Annotated in this window: 23 protein-coding genes; 7 read left to right on the top strand and 16 right to left on the bottom strand. The window is 62.5% G+C overall.

Going from position 1 to position 21,175, the window contains the following annotated elements; translation table 11 throughout:
• On the bottom strand, positions 1-1,684 hold a 1,684-nt coding region (gene scpA, locus ABYW26_RS00575), incomplete at its 3' end, for a methylmalonyl-CoA mutase (protein WP_372602715.1).
• 101 nt (positions 1,685-1,785) lie between these two features.
• On the opposite strand from scpA, the gene ABYW26_RS00580 reads away from it, so the two are divergent.
• Positions 1,786-2,256 carry a DUF4174 domain-containing protein gene (locus ABYW26_RS00580; protein WP_372602716.1) on the top strand — a complete coding sequence of 157 codons (471 nt, stop codon included), beginning with the start codon at positions 1,786-1,788 and terminating at the stop codon, positions 2,254-2,256.
• A 16-nt stretch (positions 2,257-2,272) separates the two neighbouring features.
• Here ABYW26_RS00580 and ABYW26_RS00585 read toward each other — a convergent pair whose 3' ends face one another.
• From ABYW26_RS00585 to ABYW26_RS00615, 7 genes are all read right to left on the bottom strand, one after another.
• Positions 2,273-4,273 carry an acetyl-CoA carboxylase biotin carboxylase subunit gene (locus tag ABYW26_RS00585; RefSeq protein WP_372602717.1) on the bottom strand — a complete coding sequence of 667 codons (2,001 nt, stop codon included), beginning with the start codon at positions 4,271-4,273 and terminating at the stop codon, positions 2,273-2,275.
• A gap of 138 nt (positions 4,274-4,411) precedes the next feature.
• Entirely contained in the window at positions 4,412-4,612 is a 201-nt protein-coding gene (locus tag ABYW26_RS00590) for a hypothetical protein (RefSeq protein ID WP_372602718.1), read from the bottom strand.
• Between the two features lie 337 nt (positions 4,613-4,949).
• On the bottom strand, positions 4,950-5,303 hold the full coding sequence (locus ABYW26_RS00595) for a hypothetical protein (protein WP_372602719.1): 354 nt from the start codon (positions 5,301-5,303) through the stop codon (positions 4,950-4,952).
• A 78-nt stretch (positions 5,304-5,381) separates the two neighbouring features.
• Positions 5,382-5,513, bottom strand: a complete 132-nt coding sequence (locus ABYW26_RS00600; protein WP_372602720.1) for a hypothetical protein — start codon at positions 5,511-5,513, stop codon at positions 5,382-5,384.
• Positions 5,514-5,680: 167 nt separating this feature from the next.
• Positions 5,681-6,088 carry a DUF6497 family protein gene (locus tag ABYW26_RS00605; RefSeq protein ID WP_372602721.1) on the bottom strand — a complete coding sequence of 136 codons (408 nt, stop codon included), beginning with the start codon at positions 6,086-6,088 and terminating at the stop codon, positions 5,681-5,683.
• Positions 6,085-6,432 (bottom strand): hypothetical protein, encoded by a 348-nt coding sequence (locus ABYW26_RS00610; protein ID WP_372602722.1) that lies wholly within the window; start codon positions 6,430-6,432, stop codon positions 6,085-6,087. Before ABYW26_RS00610 ends, ABYW26_RS00605 begins: the two co-directional genes overlap by 4 nt.
• 23 nt (positions 6,433-6,455) lie before the next feature.
• Complete coding sequence (locus ABYW26_RS00615; RefSeq protein ID WP_372602723.1) at positions 6,456-7,988, bottom strand: acyl-CoA carboxylase subunit beta; 1,533 nt, start codon at positions 7,986-7,988, stop codon at positions 6,456-6,458.
• Positions 7,989-8,167: 179 nt separating this feature from the next.
• On the opposite strand from ABYW26_RS00615, the gene ABYW26_RS00620 reads away from it, so the two are divergent.
• Together ABYW26_RS00620 and ABYW26_RS00625 are read left to right on the top strand one after the other, a co-directional pair.
• Positions 8,168-9,394: a multidrug effflux MFS transporter gene (locus ABYW26_RS00620; protein WP_372602724.1), complete on the top strand. Its 1,227-nt coding sequence runs from the start codon at positions 8,168-8,170 to the stop codon at positions 9,392-9,394.
• A gap of 62 nt (positions 9,395-9,456) precedes the next feature.
• On the top strand, positions 9,457-10,860 hold the full coding sequence (locus ABYW26_RS00625; RefSeq protein ID WP_372602725.1) for a short-chain fatty acyl-CoA regulator family protein: 1,404 nt from the start codon (positions 9,457-9,459) through the stop codon (positions 10,858-10,860).
• A 34-nt stretch (positions 10,861-10,894) separates the two neighbouring features.
• Here the strand turns inward: ABYW26_RS00625 and ABYW26_RS00630 are convergent, their stop codons facing one another.
• The 8 genes from ABYW26_RS00630 to ABYW26_RS00665 all read right to left on the bottom strand — a co-directional run bounded on the left by ABYW26_RS00630 (position 10,895) and on the right by ABYW26_RS00665 (position 18,107).
• Positions 10,895-11,146 (bottom strand): YdcH family protein, encoded by a 252-nt coding sequence (locus ABYW26_RS00630; RefSeq protein ID WP_372602727.1) that lies wholly within the window; start codon positions 11,144-11,146, stop codon positions 10,895-10,897.
• Positions 11,147-11,225: 79 nt separating this feature from the next.
• Positions 11,226-12,137, bottom strand: a complete 912-nt coding sequence (locus ABYW26_RS00635; RefSeq protein ID WP_372602729.1) for a DMT family transporter — start codon at positions 12,135-12,137, stop codon at positions 11,226-11,228.
• 137 nt (positions 12,138-12,274) lie between these two features.
• Entirely contained in the window at positions 12,275-13,015 is a 741-nt protein-coding gene (locus ABYW26_RS00640) for a YebC/PmpR family DNA-binding transcriptional regulator (RefSeq protein ID WP_372602730.1), read from the bottom strand.
• Between the two features lie 78 nt (positions 13,016-13,093).
• The gene (locus tag ABYW26_RS00645; RefSeq protein ID WP_372602732.1) at positions 13,094-14,872 is read right to left on the bottom strand and encodes an SLC13 family permease; all 1,779 of its coding nucleotides are present in this window, start codon (positions 14,870-14,872) and stop codon (positions 13,094-13,096) included.
• Positions 14,873-14,954: 82 nt separating this feature from the next.
• Positions 14,955-15,767 carry a YmdB family metallophosphoesterase gene (locus ABYW26_RS00650; RefSeq protein WP_372602733.1) on the bottom strand — a complete coding sequence of 271 codons (813 nt, stop codon included), beginning with the start codon at positions 15,765-15,767 and terminating at the stop codon, positions 14,955-14,957.
• 78 nt (positions 15,768-15,845) lie between these two features.
• Positions 15,846-17,171 (bottom strand): MATE family efflux transporter, encoded by a 1,326-nt coding sequence (locus ABYW26_RS00655; protein WP_372602735.1) that lies wholly within the window; start codon positions 17,169-17,171, stop codon positions 15,846-15,848.
• Positions 17,164-17,673, bottom strand: coding sequence for a PaaI family thioesterase (locus tag ABYW26_RS00660; protein ID WP_372602736.1), 510 nt, complete (start codon positions 17,671-17,673; stop codon positions 17,164-17,166). The genes ABYW26_RS00655 and ABYW26_RS00660 overlap by 8 nt, the downstream gene beginning before the upstream one ends.
• Entirely contained in the window at positions 17,670-18,107 is a 438-nt protein-coding gene (locus ABYW26_RS00665) for a PaaI family thioesterase (RefSeq protein ID WP_372602737.1), read from the bottom strand. The genes ABYW26_RS00660 and ABYW26_RS00665 overlap by 4 nt, the downstream gene beginning before the upstream one ends.
• A gap of 103 nt (positions 18,108-18,210) precedes the next feature.
• Between ABYW26_RS00665 and ABYW26_RS00670 the strand changes: the two genes are divergently transcribed.
• From ABYW26_RS00670 to ABYW26_RS00685, 4 genes are all read left to right on the top strand, one after another.
• Positions 18,211-19,362, top strand: coding sequence for a putative manganese transporter (locus ABYW26_RS00670; RefSeq protein WP_372602738.1), 1,152 nt, complete (start codon positions 18,211-18,213; stop codon positions 19,360-19,362).
• 59 nt (positions 19,363-19,421) lie between these two features.
• Complete coding sequence (locus ABYW26_RS00675) at positions 19,422-19,790, top strand: MerR family DNA-binding transcriptional regulator (protein WP_372602739.1); 369 nt, start codon at positions 19,422-19,424, stop codon at positions 19,788-19,790.
• A 135-nt stretch (positions 19,791-19,925) separates the two neighbouring features.
• Positions 19,926-20,315, top strand: a complete 390-nt coding sequence (locus tag ABYW26_RS00680; RefSeq protein WP_372602740.1) for a MerR family DNA-binding transcriptional regulator — start codon at positions 19,926-19,928, stop codon at positions 20,313-20,315.
• Positions 20,316-20,344: 29 nt separating this feature from the next.
• Positions 20,345-21,175, top strand: an 831-nt coding sequence (locus ABYW26_RS00685) for an acyl-CoA dehydrogenase family protein (protein ID WP_372602742.1), incomplete at its 3' end; no start/stop codon positions are given.

Here is a 21,175-nt window from a genome sequence, read left to right on the forward strand (position 1 = left end):
ACCCTTCGTCGCCCTCATAGGCGGCGCCATAGACCCCGGCCAGCGTCTTGACCTCGGCGCGGTGACGGCCGAATTCCTTTTCCATTGCCATGCTGATTTCTCCGACAGATGCTCGGGTACGCGCCGCCTCCACGGCCGCCTCCAGCAGGTTTCCTCCTTCTTTCGCACGGCGGGTGAGCTCGTCCAGAGCTGCCTGGCACGCCGCTTCGTCCCGCTCGGAACGCATTTTTTCCAGGCGGGCAATCTGGCTTTCGCGGACCGCCACATTGTCGACGTCGAGAATGTCGATCGGGTCTTCTTTCTCCTTGCGGTACTTGTTGACGCCGACGATGACTTCTTCGCCACGGTCGATCATGGCCTGCCTGCGAGCTGCCGTTTCCTCGATCCGCAGCTTGGGCATGCCGGAGGCCACCGCCTTGGTCATGCCGCCCATCTCCTCGACTTCCTCGATCAGCGCCCAGGCTTTCTCGGCCAGTTCGGCGGTCAGGCTTTCGACGTAGTAGGAGCCCGCCAGCGGATCGACCACGTTGGTGATGCCGGTCTCTTCCTGCAAGATGATCTGGGTGTTCCGCGCGATCCGGGCCGAGAATTCGGTCGGCAGGGCAATCGCCTCGTCAAAGGCGTTGGTGTGCAGCGACTGGGTGCCACCCAGCACCGCCGACATCGCCTCATAGGCGGTGCGGACGATGTTGTTATAGGGGTCTTGTTCCTGCAACGACACGCCCGAGGTCTGGCAGTGGGTGCGCAGCATCAGCGACTTGGGGTTCTTCGGGTTGAACTCGGACATGATGCGATGCCACAGGAAGCGGGCGGCGCGCAGCTTGGCGATTTCCATGAAGAAGTTGGTGCCGATTGCGAAGAAGAAGCTGAGGCGCCCGGCAAAGGCATCGACATCCAGACCACGCTCAAGCGCGGCTTTGACGTATTCCTTGCCGTCGGCAAGGGTAAAGGCCAGCTCTTGCACAAGGTTCGCCCCGGCCTCTTGCATGTGATAGCCCGAGATCGAGATCGAGTTGAATTTCGGCATATCGGTCGAGGTATATTCGATGATGTCCGAGATGATCCGCATCGACGGTTCCGGCGGATAGATATAGGTGTTGCGCACCATGAATTCTTTCAGAATGTCGTTCTGAATGGTGCCGGACAGCACGCTGCGATCATGGCCCTGTTCTTCGCCCACGACGATGAAGTTCGCCAGAATCGGGACCACCGCGCCGTTCATGGTCATCGAGACCGACACCTTGTCCAGCGGGATACCGTCGAACAGGATTTTCATATCCTCGACGCTGTCGATCGCCACGCCGGCCTTGCCGACATCGCCGACAACGCGCGGGTGGTCGCTGTCATAGCCGCGGTGGGTGGCAAGGTCGAACGCCACCGACACGCCCTGCTGACCGGCGGCCAAAGCCTTGCGGTAAAAGGCGTTCGATTCCTCGGCGGTCGAGAACCCGGCATATTGGCGGATGGTCCACGGACGCCCGGCATACATCGTCGCCTTTGGGCCACGGGTGAACGGCGCCGCACCCGGAACCGACCCCATGTGATCCAGACCCTGAGTGTCGTCTTCGGTATACAGGGGTTGAACCGCGATGCCCTCGCGGGTTTCCCATGTCAGATCGTCCAGCGATTTGCCGCGCAGTTCCTTGGCAGCCAAATCAGCCCAGGCTTGTTTCTTATCCGTCATCGGATCATTCCTTTCCTGTCGTCCGGTCAATTGCCGTTTTCGCGGCCTCAACCATCGCAAATTCGCAATCACCGCCTATATTTGACGGGATCGGAGGTGTCATGAAATCACTCGCAATTCTGGCCGTCGCCCTGCTGGCCCCACTGTCGGCTCTGGCCACGGATGCCACGCCGCCCAGCCCGGCGATGCAGTGGCAAGCCGACCCGAAAACCGTGTTCGAGGCACACGACGTCGCCTTGGCCGATTTCCAGTGGATCGCCCGGCCGGTCGTGGTGTTCGCCGACACGCCCGCAGACCCGCGGTTCCAACAGCAAATGGCGCTGCTGGCGGCCCGCGCCGACGAACTGGCTGAACGCGACGTGGTCATTCTGACCGATACCGACCCGACCGCCCTGTCCGACGCCCGCCAGCATCTGCGCCCGCGCGGGTTCATGCTGGCGCTGCTGGCCAAGGATGGCACCGTGGCGCTGCGCAAGCCGTTCCCGTGGGATGTGCGCGAGCTGACCCGCGCGATCGACAAGATGCCGCTGCGCGAGCAGGAAATCCGGGACCGGCACGCGGCCCCGGATTGATATGTGGCGCTGAGGCTCACTCGAACTCCATGATCACGTCGTCCACGGCAAGGCTGTCGCCCGCAGCGGCGTTGATCTTGGACACGATGCCCTTCTTCTCGGCGCGCAGGATGTTTTCCATCTTCATCGCCTCGACGGTGCACAGCGCCTGACCTTCCTGAACCTCGTCGCCAACGGCAACATCGACCTTCACGATCAGACCCGGCATCGGGCACAGCAACAGTTTCGAGGTATCCGGCGGCATTTTCTCGGGCATCAGCGCGGCCAGCTCGGCCTGACGCGGGGTATAGACCTTGGCCACCAGATCGGCGCCACGGGTGCGGATGCGGAAACCGCTGACCGCTTTGCCCACTTTCAGAACCAGCGGATCGCCGTCGATATCGATGACCGCAAGGCTGTGGCCCGGCACCCATTCCGAGGTCACGCGATGCTTGGTGCCATCGGCAAAGATCACGGTCGAGCCAGCCGGATCGGCGTCGATGGTCACGGCAAAGCTTTCGCCCTGCACCACGACCACCCAATCCTTGCCGACGGTGCGTTCGTGATTGTCCATGCGGCCCGACACGCGCGACCGGCGGATTTCGGTGACGCGATACATCGCCGCGACCGAGGCCGCCACGTTGCGCAGCGCATGCAACGGCAGGGTCACGCCTTCAAAGCCCTCGGGGTATTCTTCCTCGATAAAGGCGGTGGTGATATTGCCCGAGATAAAGCGCGGGTGATCCATCACCGCCGACAGGAACGGCAGGTTGTGGCCGATGCCTTCGACTTCGAAGCTGTCCAGCGCGACGCGCATGCCTTCGATCGCTTCGGCGCGGGTCGGAGCCCAGGTGCACAGCTTGGCGATCATCGGGTCGTAATACATGCTGATCTCGCCGCCCTCATAGACGCCGGTATCGTTACGGACCACGTGATCGGATTCGGCCACTTCCACCGGGGGGCGATATTTCGACAGACGACCGATCGACGGCAGGAAGCCGCGATACGGGTCTTCGGCGTAAAGCCGCGATTCCATCGCCCAGCCGTTCAGTTTGACATCGTCCTGAGTGATGCTCAGAGGCTCGCCATTGGCGACGCGGATCATCTGTTCCACCAGATCGACGCCAGTGATCAGCTCGGTCACCGGGTGTTCCACCTGCAGACGGGTGTTCATTTCAAGGAAGTAGAAATTGCGATCGCCATCGACGATGAATTCCACGGTGCCGGCGCTGGTATAGCCGACCGCTTTGGCCAGAGACACGGCCTGTTCGCCCATCGCCTTACGGGTGGCGGCATCAAGGAACGGGCTGGGGGCCTCTTCGATGACCTTCTGGTTCCGGCGCTGGATCGAGCATTCGCGCTCGCCCAGATAGACGCCGTTGCCGTGGCTGTCGCACAGAACCTGAATTTCGATGTGGCGCGGCTGGGTGACGAATTTCTCGATGAAAATCCGGTCATCGCCAAAGCTGCTGGCGGCCTCGTTCTTGGACGACTGGAAGCCTTCGCGGGCTTCGGTGTCGTTCCACGCGATCCGCATGCCCTTGCCGCCGCCGCCAGCCGAGGCCTTGATCATCACCGGATAGCCGATCTGGTTCGAGATCTTGACTGCCTCATCGGCGTCCGCGATCAGGCCCATATAGCCGGGAACGGTCGAAACCTTGGCTTCCTGCGCGATCTTCTTCGAGGTGATCTTGTCGCCCATGGCCTCAATGGCACCAACCGGGGGGCCAACAAAGGCCACGCCCTCGGCGGCCAGGGCCTCGGCGAATTTGCTGTTTTCGGACAAGAAGCCATAGCCCGGATGCACGGCCTGCGCGCCGGTCTTGCGGATGGCGTCCATCACCTTGTCGATCACGATATAGGACTGGTTCGCCGGCGGCGGGCCGATATGCACGGCTTCGTCCGCCATGCTGACATGCAGCGCGTTCTTATCGGCGTCCGAATAGATCGCCACGGTCGAAATGCCCATCTTGCGCGCGGTCTTGATGACCCGGCAGGCGATCTCGCCACGGTTTGCGATCAGGATCTTGTTAAACATCGTCAGTCCCTTCAGGCAGAGGGCCGGGGCCGGTTGGCCCCCGCCGAAAATACGAAAACGCCACCGGGGACAAACCCCCCGATGGCGCAAGTGTTCAGTCGGTCCGCCACAGGGACGGTCCGGGTATTCAGAGTGGTGTTATTCGCACACGCCCGCGTCGTCGCACAGGGCGCCGCCGGCCGCACCGATTGCAGCGCCGGTGATGACGTTACCGCCGGTCGCATCCGCAATGAGCGCGCCGCCAAGCGCACCGGCAAGGGCGCGTTCGCCGTCCGATTCCAGACAGCCCGCAAGCGCAAGGAAAAGCGCCGGTGCGGCGATGAGAGTAAGTTTACGCATGTTTCTGCTCCGCCATTATTGTGAGGGGTATTGATGCCCCCAGTATGCGGCCAGACGAAAGCCGTTGCCAAGCGTGAAAAACGCGACAAACCGCCATAGGCAATGGCGCGCCGATCCCGGCCCGTGCGAAAAAACTCTGGCCTGACCCGCAAGGGGCCAGACCAGAGGAAAGGGGAAGGGTAACGGTTAGCACAGAGCGGGACGCTGGAACGCATTTCACGCCCCTCTCTGCGGATCAGATTGCCGCAGAATTCGAGGCCGTCAAAGGGCTGGTCCTTCGGGCCGCCGATCTGGGCCGAATTCCGCCAAAATACTGATTGCGCCAGCGAAAACATGCCTAGTCGGCCTCATCGAACGCATCGGGAAAGCTGCGGCGCGCGACGGCGACATTGATCTGCAGCAGCGCCTCGTAACTGGCGGGATCGAACGGGTCTTCGGCGGGCACAACCTCGCGGCCGAACAGCCAGCTTAGACGGCCAGCGTCCAGATTTCCGCGCTCGAACGGGTCTTCGCCGAAATTTTCCCACAGCGCCTGCATGAAACCGGCATCGGCGCGGCGGTCTGCCGGGCGGCGATCGGGGTAACGCTCGCGCGCGACCAGCGGCGTCGCGCCTTTTTTGTTGTCGCGACGGATGGTGAACTGGAAATCAGTGCCCGGAAGACGCCCGGGAAAACCACGATGTTTCAGCATGACACGCCCCCCAGACTGGTCGGGCGGTCAATAGCGGGGACAGGGCCACGGCCCCGTCCCGCACACCGATCAGTATTTTCAGTATTTGGTGTAAGTCTGTTCAGCGACCACCGGGGTCGGTTCGACATACATGACTTCTTCTTCCGCGGCGCAGGCTGCTGTGAAGGCCAGCAGGCAAACGGCGATGAAGGCTTTTGCGGAATACGACATGCTACGCTCCTGTTACGATCAGGGGCCCAAAAACGCGGCCCTGTCCCGATTATACCCCAATCGGCGCAAACCGCATATGTCGGATGTCCACCCCAAGGGCGTTGCGGCGAGAAAGCCCCCCCCCCCGCCCATGAAAGCGGCAGTTGTCGCAAGATTTTGCCGGGTCATCAGAATTCCTCCCAGATACAGGTGGTGCCTTCGGGGCGGTATGCCTCGAAAAACTGGGTCGCATCGGGGTTGGGCTGACCGAATTCAACCAGACGGTCAGACAGAGAAATCACGATCTGGGCCGGGCGCGGGCCGGTGACGGCCAGACGCGGCAAAGCGAAACTTTCGCACAGGAACAGCATGTCAGGCTCGGCCTGATCGAAGGTCATGCCGGGGGCCTCGCGGCGAATGTCCGGTGCGACAAACCGAAAGCGCGCGGTCAGGCCGGTCGGGCCGGGCTGACCCCAGACCATATCGACATAGCTGACCGGCTGGCCCGAGGGCACCGTCACCGGGGTCAGTTCCGCCAGCGCCGGCAGCGCCACACAGGACACGGCGGCAAAGGCCAATGGGCGCAGCGCGGTCATGCCTGCCCCCTGCTGGCATGGCGCAGCCAGCGGGCGCGGTTGCTTTCGTCGCTCAGCACGGCGGCAATCCGGGCCTCGGTGCTGGCGCGTGGAAAGGTCCGGGCGTGAACACGACCCCCCGCCCGGACCTTCAGGTGCGAACCCTCCTCCTCGATCCGCACCACCGGGCTAAAGCCGCGGACGCGCCGAAGCGCACGCCACAGGTCTTGCCGGATTTGTTGCGCCAAAATGCGCTTGCTGACACGCGGCAGCATCGTTCCGGCCACCACGTCAAGACGTGGAGGCAGATGGCGCGCCAAGGTCAGCGCGCGATCTTCGCGGATGATGTGCCATGCGTCCCGCATGAGCGTCTCCCAGAATTTCCGGCTTACAGCGGAATGTTGTCGTGCTTTTTCCACGGGTTCTGCAGCTTTTTCCCCCGCAGCGACGCAAAGGCGCGGGCCACGCGACGGCGGGTGGAATGCGGCATGATCACCTCGTCGATAAAGCCGCGTTCAGCCGCGACAAACGGGTTGGCAAAGCGGTTCTCGTAATCCTGGGTGCGCTTGGCGATCTTTTCAGCATCGCCCAGTTCCGAGCGATACAGGATCTCGGTCGCGCCCTTGGCCCCCATCACCGCGATCTGCGCTGTCGGCCAGGCATAGTTGAAATCGCCGCGCAGGTGTTTCGAGGCCATAACGTCATAGGCGCCGCCATAGGCCTTGCGGGTGATGACGGTGACTTTCGGAACCGTGGCTTCGCCATAAGCGAACAGCAGTTTCGCGCCGTGCTTGATGACGCCGCCATATTCCTGGCTGGTGCCGGGCAGAAAGCCGGGCACGTCGACCAGCGTCAGCAGCGGAATTTCGAACGCATCGCAGAAGCGCACGAAACGGGCGGCCTTGCGGCTGCTGTCGATGTCCAGACAGCCTGCCAGAACCAGCGGCTGGTTGGCGACGACGCCAACGGTCTGACCTTCGATGCGGACAAAGCAGGTGATGATGTTCTTGGCGAAATCTTCCTGAATTTCGTAAAAGTCGCCCTCGTCCGCCAGCTTCACGATCAGCTCTTTCATATCATAGGGCTGGTTCGGGTTGTCGGGGATCAGGGTATCAAGGCTGTCCTCGATCCGGGACGGGCTGTCAAAGAACGGACGCACCGGCGGCTTTTCGCGGTTGTTCAGCGGCAGGAAGTCGACCAGACGCCGCACTTCGGCCAAGGCCTCGACATCGTTCTCGAACGCTCCGTCGGCAACGCTGGATTTCTTGGTGTGGGTGCTGGCGCCGCCCAGTTCCTCGGCGGTGACGACCTCGTTGGTGACGGTTTTGACAACGTCGGGGCCGGTCACGAACATATAGCTGGAATCCTTCACCATGAAGATGAAGTCGGTCATGGCGGGCGAATAGACCGCGCCACCGGCGCAGGGGCCCATGATCACCGAAATCTGCGGCACCACGCCCGAGGCCATGATGTTGCGCTGGAACACTTCGGCATAGCCGGCCAGCGACGCAACGCCTTCCTGAATCCGCGCCCCGCCCGAGTCGTTCAGACCGATAACCGGCGCGCCGTTCTGGATCGCCATATCCATGATCTTGCAGATCTTCTGAGCGTGGGTTTCCGACAGCGACCCGCCAAAGACGGTAAAGTCCTGGCTGAACACATAGACCATGCGACCGTTGATGGTGCCCCAGCCGGTGACAACGCCGTCGCCTGCGGGACGGTCCTGCTCCATGTCGAAATCGGTGCAGCGATGCGCCTTGAACATGTCGAACTCTTCGAACGAGTCCTCGTCAAGCAACAGCTCAATGCGTTCGCGTGCGGTCAGCTTGCCCTTGGCGTGCTGACTGTCGATCCGCTTTTGACCACCGCCCAGACGTGCCGTCGCGCGGCGACCTTCGAGTTCTTGCAGGATATCTTTCATCTTGGACCTTCCCATGCCGGTTTCGGGTGACACTACATGTGACGCGGCGTGTCACAAAGCTATTTTCGGCGTATTTGCAAATTTCTGGCAGAGCCTTATTTGCTAATTGCAAATTAGCAAATATCTCACTTTCAGTTGACCATATGGACAAGGCTTGTGCAACGGCCTAAGCCTTGGCGATGAACAGCAAATATTCAGCGCGGTTCCTGGACCGGCAGACACCCCCTCATGTGTTTACGCTTGTCTTGCTCGCAGGCATTTCTGCGCTGTCGATGAATATTTTCCTGCCCTCTTTGCCCGAAATGACCGAGTATTTTCAGACCGACTATCGTCTGATGCAGCTCTCTGTCGCCCTGTATCTGGGTATGAACGCCGTTCTTCAGATTCTGATCGGCCCGATCGCCGATAAATACGGCCGCCGACCGGTGATTCTGGCCAGCACAGGCCTGTTTTTGGTTGCGACTCTGGGCTGCCTTGTCGCCCCCACGACCGAGATTTTTCTGGCCTGCCGACTGGCTCAGGCGGTGATCGCGACCTCGATGGTTCTGTCGCGCGCCATCGTCCGCGACGTGCTGCCGGGCGACGAAGCGGCCTCGATGATCGGCTACGTGACCATGGGCATGGCGCTGGTGCCGATGTTCGGGCCGGTGATCGGGGGCGTTCTGGGCGGGGCGTTTGGCTGGCAATCGACCTTTGTCACCCTGCTGATCGCCGGGACCGGGGTGCTGATTCTTGTCTGGTTCGACCTTGGAGAAACCGGCAAGCCGCGCGACATCACCCTTCTGGCACAATTCCGCGAATATCCCGAGCTGTTCCGCTCGCGCCGATTCTGGGGCTATGCGCTGACGGCGGCGCTGTCGTCGGGCGCGTTCTTTGCCTATCTCGGCGGCGCGCCCTTTGTTGGCAGCACGTTTTTCGCGCTCGACCCAACCACCCTTGGCCTGTATCTGGGCGCGCCTGCGGTGGGCTATGTGTTGGGGAATTTCCTGACCGGGCGCTATGCCGCGCGCTATGGCATCACCCGGATGATGATGCTGGGTTCGGTGGCGGTGTTCGGCGGGCTGGCGCTGTCGCTGATGCTGTTCCTGATGGGCGCCACCCATCCGATGGCATTCTTCGGGCTGACCAGCTGGGTCGGGCTGGGCAACGGTCTGGTGCTGCCGAATGCCACGGCGGGCGCGCTTTCGGTGCGGCCGCATCTGGCCGGGACCGCCAGCGGCCTTTCAGGCGCGATCATGATCGGCGGCGGGGCAATGATGTCGGCGATGTCCGGCGCGTTGCTGGTGCCGGAATGGGGGGTCTATCCGTTGCTGCTGATCATGCTGACCACATCTGTTTTCGCGATTTTCGGCACGCTTTACATCCGCCGGGTCGACCGCCTGTCCGGGCCGCCGATGGGCCACTAGGCTCTTGCCAGACACCTTTGCAAAGGTAAGACTATAAGTCGCAAAACTGCAAAGGCGACCCGATGGCAAATCAGAAACTCTATGCTGGCGTCAAGCTGCGCGAGACCCGAACCCGGCTGGGTCTGACGCAAAAGGAATTCGCCACCAAGCTGGGCGTCAGCCTGCCCTATCTGAACCAGATGGAGAACAACAACCGCCCGGTTTCGACCGGGGTTGTGCTGGCGCTGGCGCAGGAGTTCGGCTTTGACGTCACCGAACTATCGGCAGGCGATGCCGAGCGCATCGTCACCGACATGCGCGAGGCGCTGGCTGATCCGGTCTTTGCCGATGCCGCGCCGCCGCTGGCCGATCTGCGCCTGACCGCCTCGAACGCCCCTGCGCTGGCGCGGGCGTTTCTGGACCTGCACCGCGCCTATCGGCAAACCCACGAACGACTGGCGCAACTGGACGAGGCCCTCGGCCGCGACGATGCCCGCGTCCGCCCCAGCCCGTGGGAAGAGGTGCGCGATTTCTTCCATTACTGCGACAACTATATCGACGCGGTCGACCGGGCGGCGGAACGCTTTGCCTGCCCCGGCGGCACCCGGGGCGATCCGATGTTTCTGGCGCAAAAGGCGCTGGAAAACGCCGGGGTGACAATCCGGCGCGACAGCAGCGAGGCCCTGCGCGGCTATGATGCCGAGCGCCGGGTGCTGACGCTGAATTCGCGCGTGGCGCCAGCGACGCTGCGGTTCCAGATGCTGCATCAGGTGGCGCTGTTGCTCTATCCCGATCTGCTGGACGCGACGCTGGATTTCGCCCGCTTTCAAAGCGAAGAAGCCCGCGGTATCGCCCGCATGGGTCTGGCCAACTATTTCGCCGGGGCGGTCCTGTTGCCCTATCAGACCTTTCTGGACGCGGCGCAAACCACCCGCCACGATCTTGAGCGCCTGACCGACCTGTTCGGCGCCTCGATCGAGCAGGTGGCGCATCGCCTGTCAACGCTGCAACGGCCCGGCGCCAAGGGTGTGCCGTTCTTTTTCGCCCGCGTCGATCAGGCGGGCACGATCACCAAACGGCACTCGGCCACACGGCTGCAATTCGCCCGGTTCGGCGGCGCCTGCCCGCTGTGGAACGCCCATCACGCCTTCGAGGCACCGGGCCGTTTTCTGCGGCAACTCGCGGAAACGCCGGACGGCGCGCGCTATTTCTGTCTGGCGCGCGACATCACCAAATCGGGGGGGGCATGGGGCGCGCCGGTGCGGCGCTTTGCGATCGGGCTGGGCTGCGAGGTGCAACATGCCGGGCAGATCGTCTATGCCGATGACATGGATATCACCCGCGCCACGGCGTTCGAACCTATCGGGATTTCCTGCCGGATCTGTGAACGCCGCAACTGTGCTCAGCGTTCGGTGCCTCCGCTTGAGCGCCGCCTGACCATCGACCCCAACAAGCGCGGCATCCTGCCCTATGAGGTGGCGGAATAGCGCCCGCCCGGCAACGCGCCGGACGGGCCATAACTTAGTCGGCTTTCGCCGCGGCCGACAGGGCGCGACCGATCTGGTCTTTCAGCGCCATGCGCTGTTTGCGCATCTCGGTCTCGTGCAGTTCATCGGTGGGTTCGACATTGGTCTCGGCGCGGTGAATGGCGCGGTTCACCTCGTGGTATTCGTCAACCAGTTTAGCAAAATGGCTGTCGCTGGTTTTCAGGCTGTGAATTGCGTCAACCTGATCCGGGAATTCTTCGGCCAGCTCGTGGGGGGTATGCGACATCGCGTGTCTCCTTCCTGTTATGAGTCGACCCACGCTAAAGCAGCGATTCCCATGCAACATTGACGCGGATCAAACAGCGTCAGAGTTTCGTGGCAACGGCGGGCGGGGTCACGGTGCGGCGCTTGAGTTGCGACTCGCGCCAGGTGATGAAACTGACCGAGGCAAGGATCAACGTGCCGCCGGCAACCACCCACGGATCGACGCCTTCGTCGAACACGGCCCAGCCCAAAAGCGTGGCCCAGACCAGTTGCAGAAAGGTGATCGGCTGGGTCACTGTCATCGGCGCGGCACCGAAGGCCAATGTCATCGTGTAATGGCCCGCCGTGGCAAAGGCCGCCACCAGCGCCAGCCACGCCACCTGAGTCAGCGTCGGCGTCACCCAGGCCGCGATCGCAAACGGCGTCAGGCCGATGGTGACGCAAAGCGACAGCATGCCCACGACGGTGGCGGCGCTGACTTCGCCGCTCATCTTGCCCGCGATCAGATACGAGCCGCCGAACATCACCCCGGTGACAAGCATCGCCAGATGGCCCGGCTCGACCTCGCGAAAGCCGGGGCGGATAATGATCATCGCGCCGACAAAGGCCACGGCAATCGCCATGATCCGGCGCACCGCCAGACGTTCGCCCAGAAACAGCGCCGCGCCGATGGTGACGTAAATCGGGCTGAGGTAATTCATCGCGGTGACTTCAGCGATGGAAATCTGGGTCATGGCAAAGAACCAGCACATCACCCCCAGCGAATGCGCCGCCCCGCGCGCCGCAAAGAACCCAAGCTGGCGCCGGGTGATGCGTTGGCGAAAGATATTCAGCAGCAGCGGCGACAGCGCCAGCGTGCCGATAAGATAGCGCAGAAAGGCGGATTCAGGCGCCGGCACACCCTTGCCGACATGTTTGACCGTCGCGGTAACGCAGACGAACAACATGCCCGTCACCAGCATCCAGAAGATGCCCACGATCGGACGTTTGTCAGGCGCAGCGGTGTTGGTCATGCGCCGACCTGACATCAAGCCCAAAGCCGGTGCAAGGGCGAAATGACATGTGTTAAGTAAATTCCCGCCCCAAAAATGAAAAACGGCAGGCCCGGATTTGGCCTGCCGTTCCGGGTCGGGTCCAAGCCGCAACGGGCTTAGAGCTGATCCATGATTTCGTCGGAAATCTCGAAATTGGCGGTGACGTTCTGAACGTCGTCATCGTCTTCCAGAGCGTCGATCAGCTTCATCAGCTTTTGCGCGCCGTCGAGGTCCAGTTCGGTGGTGGTTTGCGGCTTCCACACCAGCTTAGTCGATTCCGACTCGCCCAGTTCGGCCTCAAGCGCGGTGGACACGTCGTTCAGGTCGGTATCGGCGCACCAGATGATGTGGCCGTCCTCGCTGCTTTCCACGTCCTCGGCCCCGGCCTCGATCGCGGCCATCATCACGGTGTCGGCGTCGCCGGTGCTGACCGGATAGCTGATCTGGCCCTTGCGGTCGAACATGAACGCAACCGAGCCGGTCTCGCCCAAATTGCCGCCGTTCTTCGAGAAGGTCGAGCGCACGTTCGACGCGGTGCGGTTGCGGTTGTCGGTCATCGCCTCGACGATCACCGCAACGCCATTCGGGCCGTAGCCTTCGTAGCGGATTTCGTCATAGGTTTCCGCGTCGCCGCCGATGGCCTTTTTGATCGCGCGTTCGATCACGTCCTTGGGCACCGAAACCGATTTGGCCTCTTTCACCGCCAGACGCAGGCGCGGGTTCTTGTCCGGGTCAGGGTCGCCCATCTTGGCGGCCACGGTGATTTCCTTGGACAGCTTAGAAAACAGCTTGGACCGCGCGGCATCCTGCCGACCTTTGCGGTGCTGAATATTGGCCCATTTTGAGTGGCCTGCCATGGGAGTCTCCGAAGCTATGTAATTTGTCCGCGCCTCTATAAGACAGCGCGCCCCATGCCTGCAAGAGCAGGCTCCGGGTCAGAGCGGCCAGAAAAACGGGATCAGGGCCGATGCCAGCAGTCCGATCGACAGGTTCAGCGGAATTCCGACCTTCATGAAATCGGTAAAGCGATAGCCGCCGGGGCCATAAACCAGCGTATTGGTCTGGTAACCGATCGGAGTCGCGAACGAGGTCGAGGCCGCCACCATCACCGCCACCACCAGCGGCCGCGGATCGACACCCAGCGCCAGCGCCAGATTGATGGCAATCGGGGTGACCACGACCGCCACGGCATTATTGGTGACGATCTCGGTCAGGATCGAGGTCAGCAGATAGATCGCCCAGATCAGCAGGAAGGGCGGCAGGGTCGCCAGAAACGGGCTGATGCCCTTGACGATCATCATCACCGCGCCCGAGGCCTCAAGCCCCGCGCCCACCGCAAGCATCGAAAAGATCAGCACCATCAGGCGCGCATCGACGACCGAGAACGCCTCTTCGCTGTCGATGCACCGGGTCAGCAACAGCACCGCCACCGCCAGAACCGCCAGAAACAGGATCGGCGCAACACCGAACGCCGCCAGCACCACGATCCCCGCCAAAGCGGCAAGGGCCACCGGCGCATGGCTGCGGCGGAAGGCCCGGGCGGTGGGTTCGGTGATGTCGATCAGTTCCATATCGGCGGACAGGCGGCGGATGTCTTCGGGCGCGCCTTCCAACAACAGCGTGTCCCCGACCCGCACCACCAGATCATCCAGCTTGCGGCCGATATTCTGGTTCCGCCGGTGCACAGCCAGCGGATAGACACCATAGCGGCGGCGCAGGCGCAATTCGCCCAGCGAGCGGCCGATCATCCGGCAACCGGGCGAGATCAACGCCTCGACCGTGGTGGTCTGGACCGAGGACAGCTTGTCCACCAGCCGCAATTGCTTGGACTTTTGCAGGCCCAGCAATTCCGACATCTCGGTGCGCAACACCACGCGGTCACCGGCCTCAAGCAGCACCCCGGCCAGATCGCGCCGCAACGACGCGTCGCCGCGCAGCACGTCGATCAGCCGCACACCGTCGCGTTTGAACAGGTCGATCGAGCGCACGTGCTGGCCGATCAGCTCGGAATCCTCGGGCACGGCGACCTCGGTAAAGAACTTCATCCGGCTGCGATCGGACAGCAGATCGGCCATCGATTCACGGTGCGGCAGGATCTTGCGGCCAACCAGCCCCAGATACAGCATCCCCCACAGCACAAGGATCAGCGCCATCGGGGTGACTTCGAAAATCGTGAACGGCTCAAGCCCGGCATCGCGCGCCACACCGTCAACCAGCAGGTTGGTCGAGGTGCCGATCAGCGTGGTCATGCCGCCAAGGATCGAGGCATAGCTAAGCGGGATCAACAGCTTGCTGACCGGCAATTTGATCATCCGCGCCAGCTTGACGAAAACCGGGATCATCATCACCACGACCGGCGTGTTGTTCATAAAGGCCGAGGCCAGAACCACGAAACCAAGCAACCCGGCAATGCCGATGATCGGCGCCCGCTCGGTCGCGCGTTCGGCATAGGATATGAACCCGTCCAGCGCCCCGGTCCGGGTCAGCGCCCCCATGATGACGAACATGGCGCCAATGGTCCAAGGCGCGGGGTTCGACAGCACCTCAAGCGCCGCGTCATAGGGCAGAATGCCCAGAAACAGCATCACCGCCGCCCCCGAGACCGCGATGACCTCGGCCGGATAGCGTTCGCGCACGAACAGCACGAACATGACCGCGACAACGGTCAGCGCAAGAATAGCGTGGGACGTTTCTGAAAGAGAAAGGTCGATCATCCTGTGGGGGCCTGTGTGCGCATCGGACACACTTTAGCGCGCGCCGCCCCTTGCACAAGCACAGACTTATCCGCAGCTTGCCCTAGGGGGCCGAAGGCTGCAACCGTCCGCCGACCCGCACCATTTCCAGGCGCTTGGCCTTGCCGCTGCGATCATCGGTCTCGACATAGAGGCCCGACAGCGTCGCCTCGCCCGTGGCCGGGGTAAAGCGCGACTTGGGCATGCCGGTGATGAAACGGCGCAAAGGCTCGGCCTTTTCCATACCGATCACCGAGTGATAATCGCCACACATGCCGGCATCGGTCTGATAGGCGGTGCCGCCCGGCAGGATCATCGCGTCGCCCGTGGGCACATGGGTATGGGTGCCGACGACGATACTGGCGCGCGCATCGCACCAATGGCCCATCGCCATCTTTTCCGAGGTCGCCTCGCAATGCATATCGACCAGCGTTGCCTGCGCCAGCCCGCCCAGCGGATGCCGCCTGAGTTCGATATCAATTGCCGAGAACGGGTCGTCGAACGGGCGTTTCATGAACACCTGCCCCAGCACCTGCGCCACCAACACCTTGCGCCCGCCGGTCGCGGTGAACAGTCGCGCGCCCTTGCCCGGCGCCTCTTTGGAAAAGTTCAGCGGCCGGATGATGCGCGGTTCCTGCGTGATGAAACTCAGCATTTCCTTCTGATCGAACGCATGATCGCCCAGCGTCAGGCAATCGGCCCCGGCGTCCAGCAGTGACTTGGCATGGGCTGCCGTCAGCCCGGCACCCGACGTGGCGTTTTCTGCGTTGACCACGACAAAATCGAGGCCCCAATCCGCACGAATTTTCGGAAGGCGTTCCGTCACGGCCGACCGACCGGCCCGGCCCATGACATCGCCAAGAAATAGGATCTTCATAGGCCTTGCCTAAGCCCAGCCGCCCGCAGGAGCAAGAGCCGAGCAGCGGAAAATATGCCCGTTTCCCAACAAAACCGGTTATTGCGCCGCCCCGCGCTCAAGCGCCGGATAGCGCAGCGCCAGCGTCACGCCGCGCGCCACGAAAGACAGCAGAAACGCCAGCCACAGCCCGTGCACCGCAAAGGCCGGCACCAGAATCAGCACCGCCGCCGCATAGATCACCGCCGAAACCGCCATCATGTTGCGCATGTCGGCGCTGCGGGTGGCCCCGATAAAGATCCCGTCCAGCATCCAGCTGGGCACGCCCAGCACCGGCGCCAGCACCATATAGGGCAGAAAGCTGCGGGCCAGGTGCCGCACCTCGGGCGCGGTGGTCATGGCGTCGATGAGCGCGCCACCGGCCAGCGCAAAGACCAGCGCCAGCATCACGCTGCTGCCCAGCCCCCACATCCCGGTCACCAGCGCCGCCCGCCGCAACACCGCCCGGTCACGCGCGCCCAGCGCCTGCCCGACCAGCGCCTCGGCGGCAAAGGCGAACCCGTCCAGCGCATAGGCGGTGACCGCAAGGAATTGCAGCAGGATCTGGTTGGCGGCCAGCGGCACGTCTCCGAAATCGGCGGCCAGAAACAGGAACGAGATGAATATCCCCTGCAACAGCAGTGACCGCAGCAGGATATCGCTGTTGACCCGCGCCATGTGGATCAGCCGCCGCCGGTCGAAAATCCGCACCGCGTCGCGCCACGCCGGGGTGGCAAAGGCCGCCCGGCACAGCCACAACCCCAGCATCAACCCCGAGCATTCCGCCAGCACCGTCGCCGTCGCCACGCCGGTCACGCCCCAACCCAGACCCAGCACGAACCACAGGTCCAGCGCCACGTTGCAGCCGTTCATCCAGACCTGCACCACCAGCACCGCGCGGGTGCGTTCCTGCGCGATCAGCCAGCCGGTCACGCCATAAAGCGCAATCGCCGCCGGGGCGGACCAGATACGGATGCTCATATAGCGCCGGGCAAGGGTCTCGACCTCGGCGCTGGCGGGGGACAGGGCAAACCCGGCCCCGAACAACACCGCCTGCGCCGCGATCAGGGCGCAGCCACCGGCAAGACCGATCAGCAAGGCCCGCGACAGCAGGGCCGAAACCTCGGCCCTGTCGCGCGCGCCCAGCGCCTGACTGGTCAGCCCGGTCGTGCCCATGCGCAGGAAACCGAAAATCCAGTAAAGCCCACCAATGATGATGGCGCCGATGCCGACCGCGCCAATCGGCGCCGCCTGCCCGATCTGACCGACCACGCCGGTATCGACAACGCCAAGAATCGGCACCGTGGCGTTCGAGATCACGATCGGCAGGGCAATGCGCAGAACCCGGCGGTGCGTGACGGGCCGGGCGGCAGTGGTGTCAGCCATCGTCCTGCGGCATCAGGAAATGCCCGGTGGCCTGCGCGAACAGCCGGGCGCGGTTATCCTGCCATGCCTCGACATGCACACTGGCATACCGCCGCCCCGAGCGGTTCACCCGCGCCCGCGCATAGGCGTCGCGCGGCAGGCCCGAGCGCAGGTAATCAATGGTAAAGTCGATGGTCTTGGGCAGGCGCGGGATGTGACCGGGGCTAAGCGAGGTCGGATCCAGCTCGCCGCGCTCCATCTTGTCCCACAGCGTGGTCCAGCTGAGACCGATGATCGCCGTCACCTCAAGAAACGCCGCCGTCACACCGCCATGAATGGCGGGCAGGATCGGGTTGCCGATCAGTTTTTCGTCAAAGGGCAGGATCGCGGTCAATTCGTCGCCGCGGCGGTCGAATTCGATCCCCAGATAATTGATGTAGGGCACACCATGCACCAGCGCGTTCAGCGCCGCGTCCCGGCGTTGCTTGACCACTTGAACGGGTTCGGGTCGAGGCCTGCTCATGTCTTTCTGCTCTCCACGGTGAAGGTTCCGGTGGCGCTGGCGACCGGGCGATCACGGTCGTCATCCATCGCCAGCGCCCGCACAAAGGCGACCGAGCGCGTGACGTGATAGCATTCGGCCCGCGCCACGATCCGCTGCCCCGGCGTGGCGGGACGCATATAGTCGATCCGAAGGTCGATCGTGGCGGTCGTCGGCGGCGAGATCGGATGCACCATCACCGCAGAGCCACAGGTCGTGTCCAACAGGGCCGATACCGCACCGCCGTGAATCACTCCGGTCTGAGGATCGCCGACAAGACGTTCGTCATAGGGCATCGAGATTTCGATCACCCCCGGCCCCACGTCTTCGATGCGCATCGACAAAGCCTGCGCATGCGGAATCACGCCGATGAAATTATGTGCAAGCTTCGTTCTACGTTCCGGATTATCCGACATTCGCGCCCCCATTTCTGCAGCGCAGTGTAATCGCTCTTGCCAGTGGCTGGGCAACCCCCTAAATATGCAATTGCGAATTATTCTCATTTTAGGCTGATCCACAATGAACACCGCCACTACCACACCGACGCGAATGACCGGCCTGACCGCGTTTGCGCGGTTCACCGGTCCGATCCGCCCGAAACGGGCGGTGGTCGTGCTGTTGTATCTGGTGCTGGCGATTGTGCCCGGCGATCTGGGTGCGCTGACGCGCAGCCTGTTCACCGATGCGTTCACACAGGTCTCGGTGTTTGTCGCGGCGACGCTGTTGCTGTTTTACGGCTCGGAACGCCTGTTCCATTTTGACATGGGCACTTTCCTGAGCAAATCGAAATTCTGGCAGGTGCCGGTGGCGTCGCTGTTGGGGGCAACGCCGGGCTGTGGCGGCGCGGTTATCGTGGTGGCAGCCTATAGTTCGGGCAATGTCGGCATGGGCGCGCTGGTGGCGACGCTGACCGCGACGATGGGCGATGCGGCGTTTCTGCTGATCGCAACCCGCCCCGAAGCGGCGCTGGTGGTGCTGCCGATTTCGCTGGTCGTCGGGGTGGCCTCGGGCTGGCTGGTGGATTGGCTGAACCCGATGCCGGCCACCAACCCGATCGGACATTGTGAAATCGCCCCCAAAATCGGCAAGACCCGCCTGCGCGACTGGACGTATTGCCTGATCGTCCTGCCCGGCCTGATCGTCGGCGGCGCGCAACTGGCGCAGATCGAGCTGACCCATGTTCTGGGCCTGCCGATCACGCCGATTGCCTGTCTGGGCGTCGGGGTCGGCCTGTTGATCTGGATGGTCTCGCCGGTGAATGCCATGACCAACCCCAGCGATGCGCCAGTGACCCGCGCCGCCGAAGAAACCAGCTTTATCACCGTCTGGGTTCTGGCCGCGTATCTGGCCTATGACTATGCCGCCGCCTATGCCGGGCTGGACCTGCATCAGTGGTTCCAGACCATCGCGCCGCTGCTGCCGCTGATCGCCATTGCCATCGGTTTCGTGCCCGGCTGCGGGCCGCAGGTTCTGGTCTGCACCCTGTATATCAACGGCGCGATCCCGTTCTCGGCGCTGATCGGCAACGCGATCTCGAACGACGGAGACGCCTTGTTCCCGGCCATCGCACTCAGCCCGAAAGCCGCGGTTGTCGCCACGATCTATTCAGCGATCCCCGCGCTTGTGGTGGCCTATGGCTTTTATTTTCTGGCCCCAAACTTCATGAACTGATTTGCACACCGCGCCCGAAGCCATTACCGTCGCGCCAATCTAATTGACAGGGACGACCAATGCCGGGGGAACGCCTGAGCTTTAAAGACATGTGTGCGCGCTTCGATGTGACGCCGCGCACGCTGCGGTATTACGAATATATCGAACTGCTAAGCCCCGACAAAGAAGGCCGCAGCCGGTTCTATAACCCGCGCGAGATCGCCCGAATGACGCTGATCCTGCGCGGCCGCCGCTTTGGCTTTAGCCTTGAAGAGATCCGGCAATGGCTGGAAATCTACGAAAGCGAAGGGTCGGAAGCCCAGAACAAATCCTGGGTCGAACGCGCCGATCGCCAGTTGGTCGCGCTGCGCGAACAGGTTTCGGACCTTGAAAACACCATCGACGAATTGCAAAAACTGCGCAATGACGTCGCCAAAACTCTGAAATAAATCATTTTTTCCGGAAAAAACGTCAAGTCGCCTTCCTGTGCCCCTTGATTTACGTTTACGTAAACGTAAATTTTACTTGAAACGAATCCCGACCCAAGGCATTACCGCCGCAAGTTCAGCAACCAGAGTGCCGCCATGACCGAGACATATTTCACAATCAGCGAGATGTGCGCCGAGTTCGATGTGACCGCGCGGACCCTGCGGTTCTATGAAGACAAAGAGCTGCTGTTCCCCAAACGCGAGGGCCAAAAACGCCTGTTCACCCGCAGCGACCGCGCCCGCGTGAAACTGATCCTGCAAGGCAAACGCTTTGGCTTCAGCCTTGAAGAAATCCGCCAGTTGCTGAACCTCTATGACATTGACGACCAGCAAGAGACGCAATTGCGCAAGACCGTTGAACTGTCAGAAAAGCATTTAGCAAATCTGCAGCAAAAACGTGATGAACTGGATACGGCGATCCACGATCTGAAAACCCAGATGAATTGGATGTCGGATCGCCTGAACACCCTGCAATCAGAACAATAAGACCATCCGCACGATAAGGAGGATTCTCTATGCCCAGCTACACCGCCCCGACCCGCGACATGCAGTTCGTCCTGCACGACCTTCTGAACATCTCGGGCTGCGACATCCCCGGCTTTGACGAGCTGGAATCCGATTTCACCTCGGCGGTTCTGGAAGAGGCCGGCAAGCTGGCCTCCGAGGTTCTGGCGCCGCTCAATCAAATCGGCGACGCCCAGGGCTGTCGCCTGGAAAACGGCGTGGTCCGCACCCCCGACGGGTTCAAGGACGCGTTCGAAAAGCTGAAACAGGGCGGCTGGACCGGGCTGGATTGCGCCCCCGAATATGGCGGTCAGGGCATGCCCTTCGTGCTGAACACCGCCGTGAACGAGATCTTCGTCACCGCCAACATGGCGTTCAGCATGTATCACGGCCTGACCCACGGCGCCTATTCGGCGATCCACGCCCACGGCACGCCCGAGCAGAAACAGACCTATCTGCCCAAGATGGTCACCTGTGACTGGACCGGCACCATGAACCTGACCGAACCGCATTGCGGCACCGATCTGGGTATGATGCGCACCAAGGCCGAACCGCAGGACGATGGCAGCTATAAGATCACCGGCCAGAAGATCTTTATCTCGTCGGGCGACCATGATCTGTCGGAAAACATCATCCATCTGGTGCTGGCCAAGGCCCCCGGCGGCGGCGAAGGCACCAAGGGTATCTCGCTGTTCATCGTGCCGAAATTCATCGTCAACGCTGATGGCAGCCTGGGCGAGCGCAACGGCGTCAGCTGCGGCGCGCTGGAAGAAAAGATGGGCATCCACGGCAACTCTACCTGCGTGATGAACTATGACGGCGCCACCGGCTATCTGCTGGGC

The sequence above is a fragment of the Actibacterium sp. genome (genome assembly GCF_041584535.1).
GTDB lineage: Bacteria > Pseudomonadota > Alphaproteobacteria > Rhodobacterales > Rhodobacteraceae > Actibacterium_D.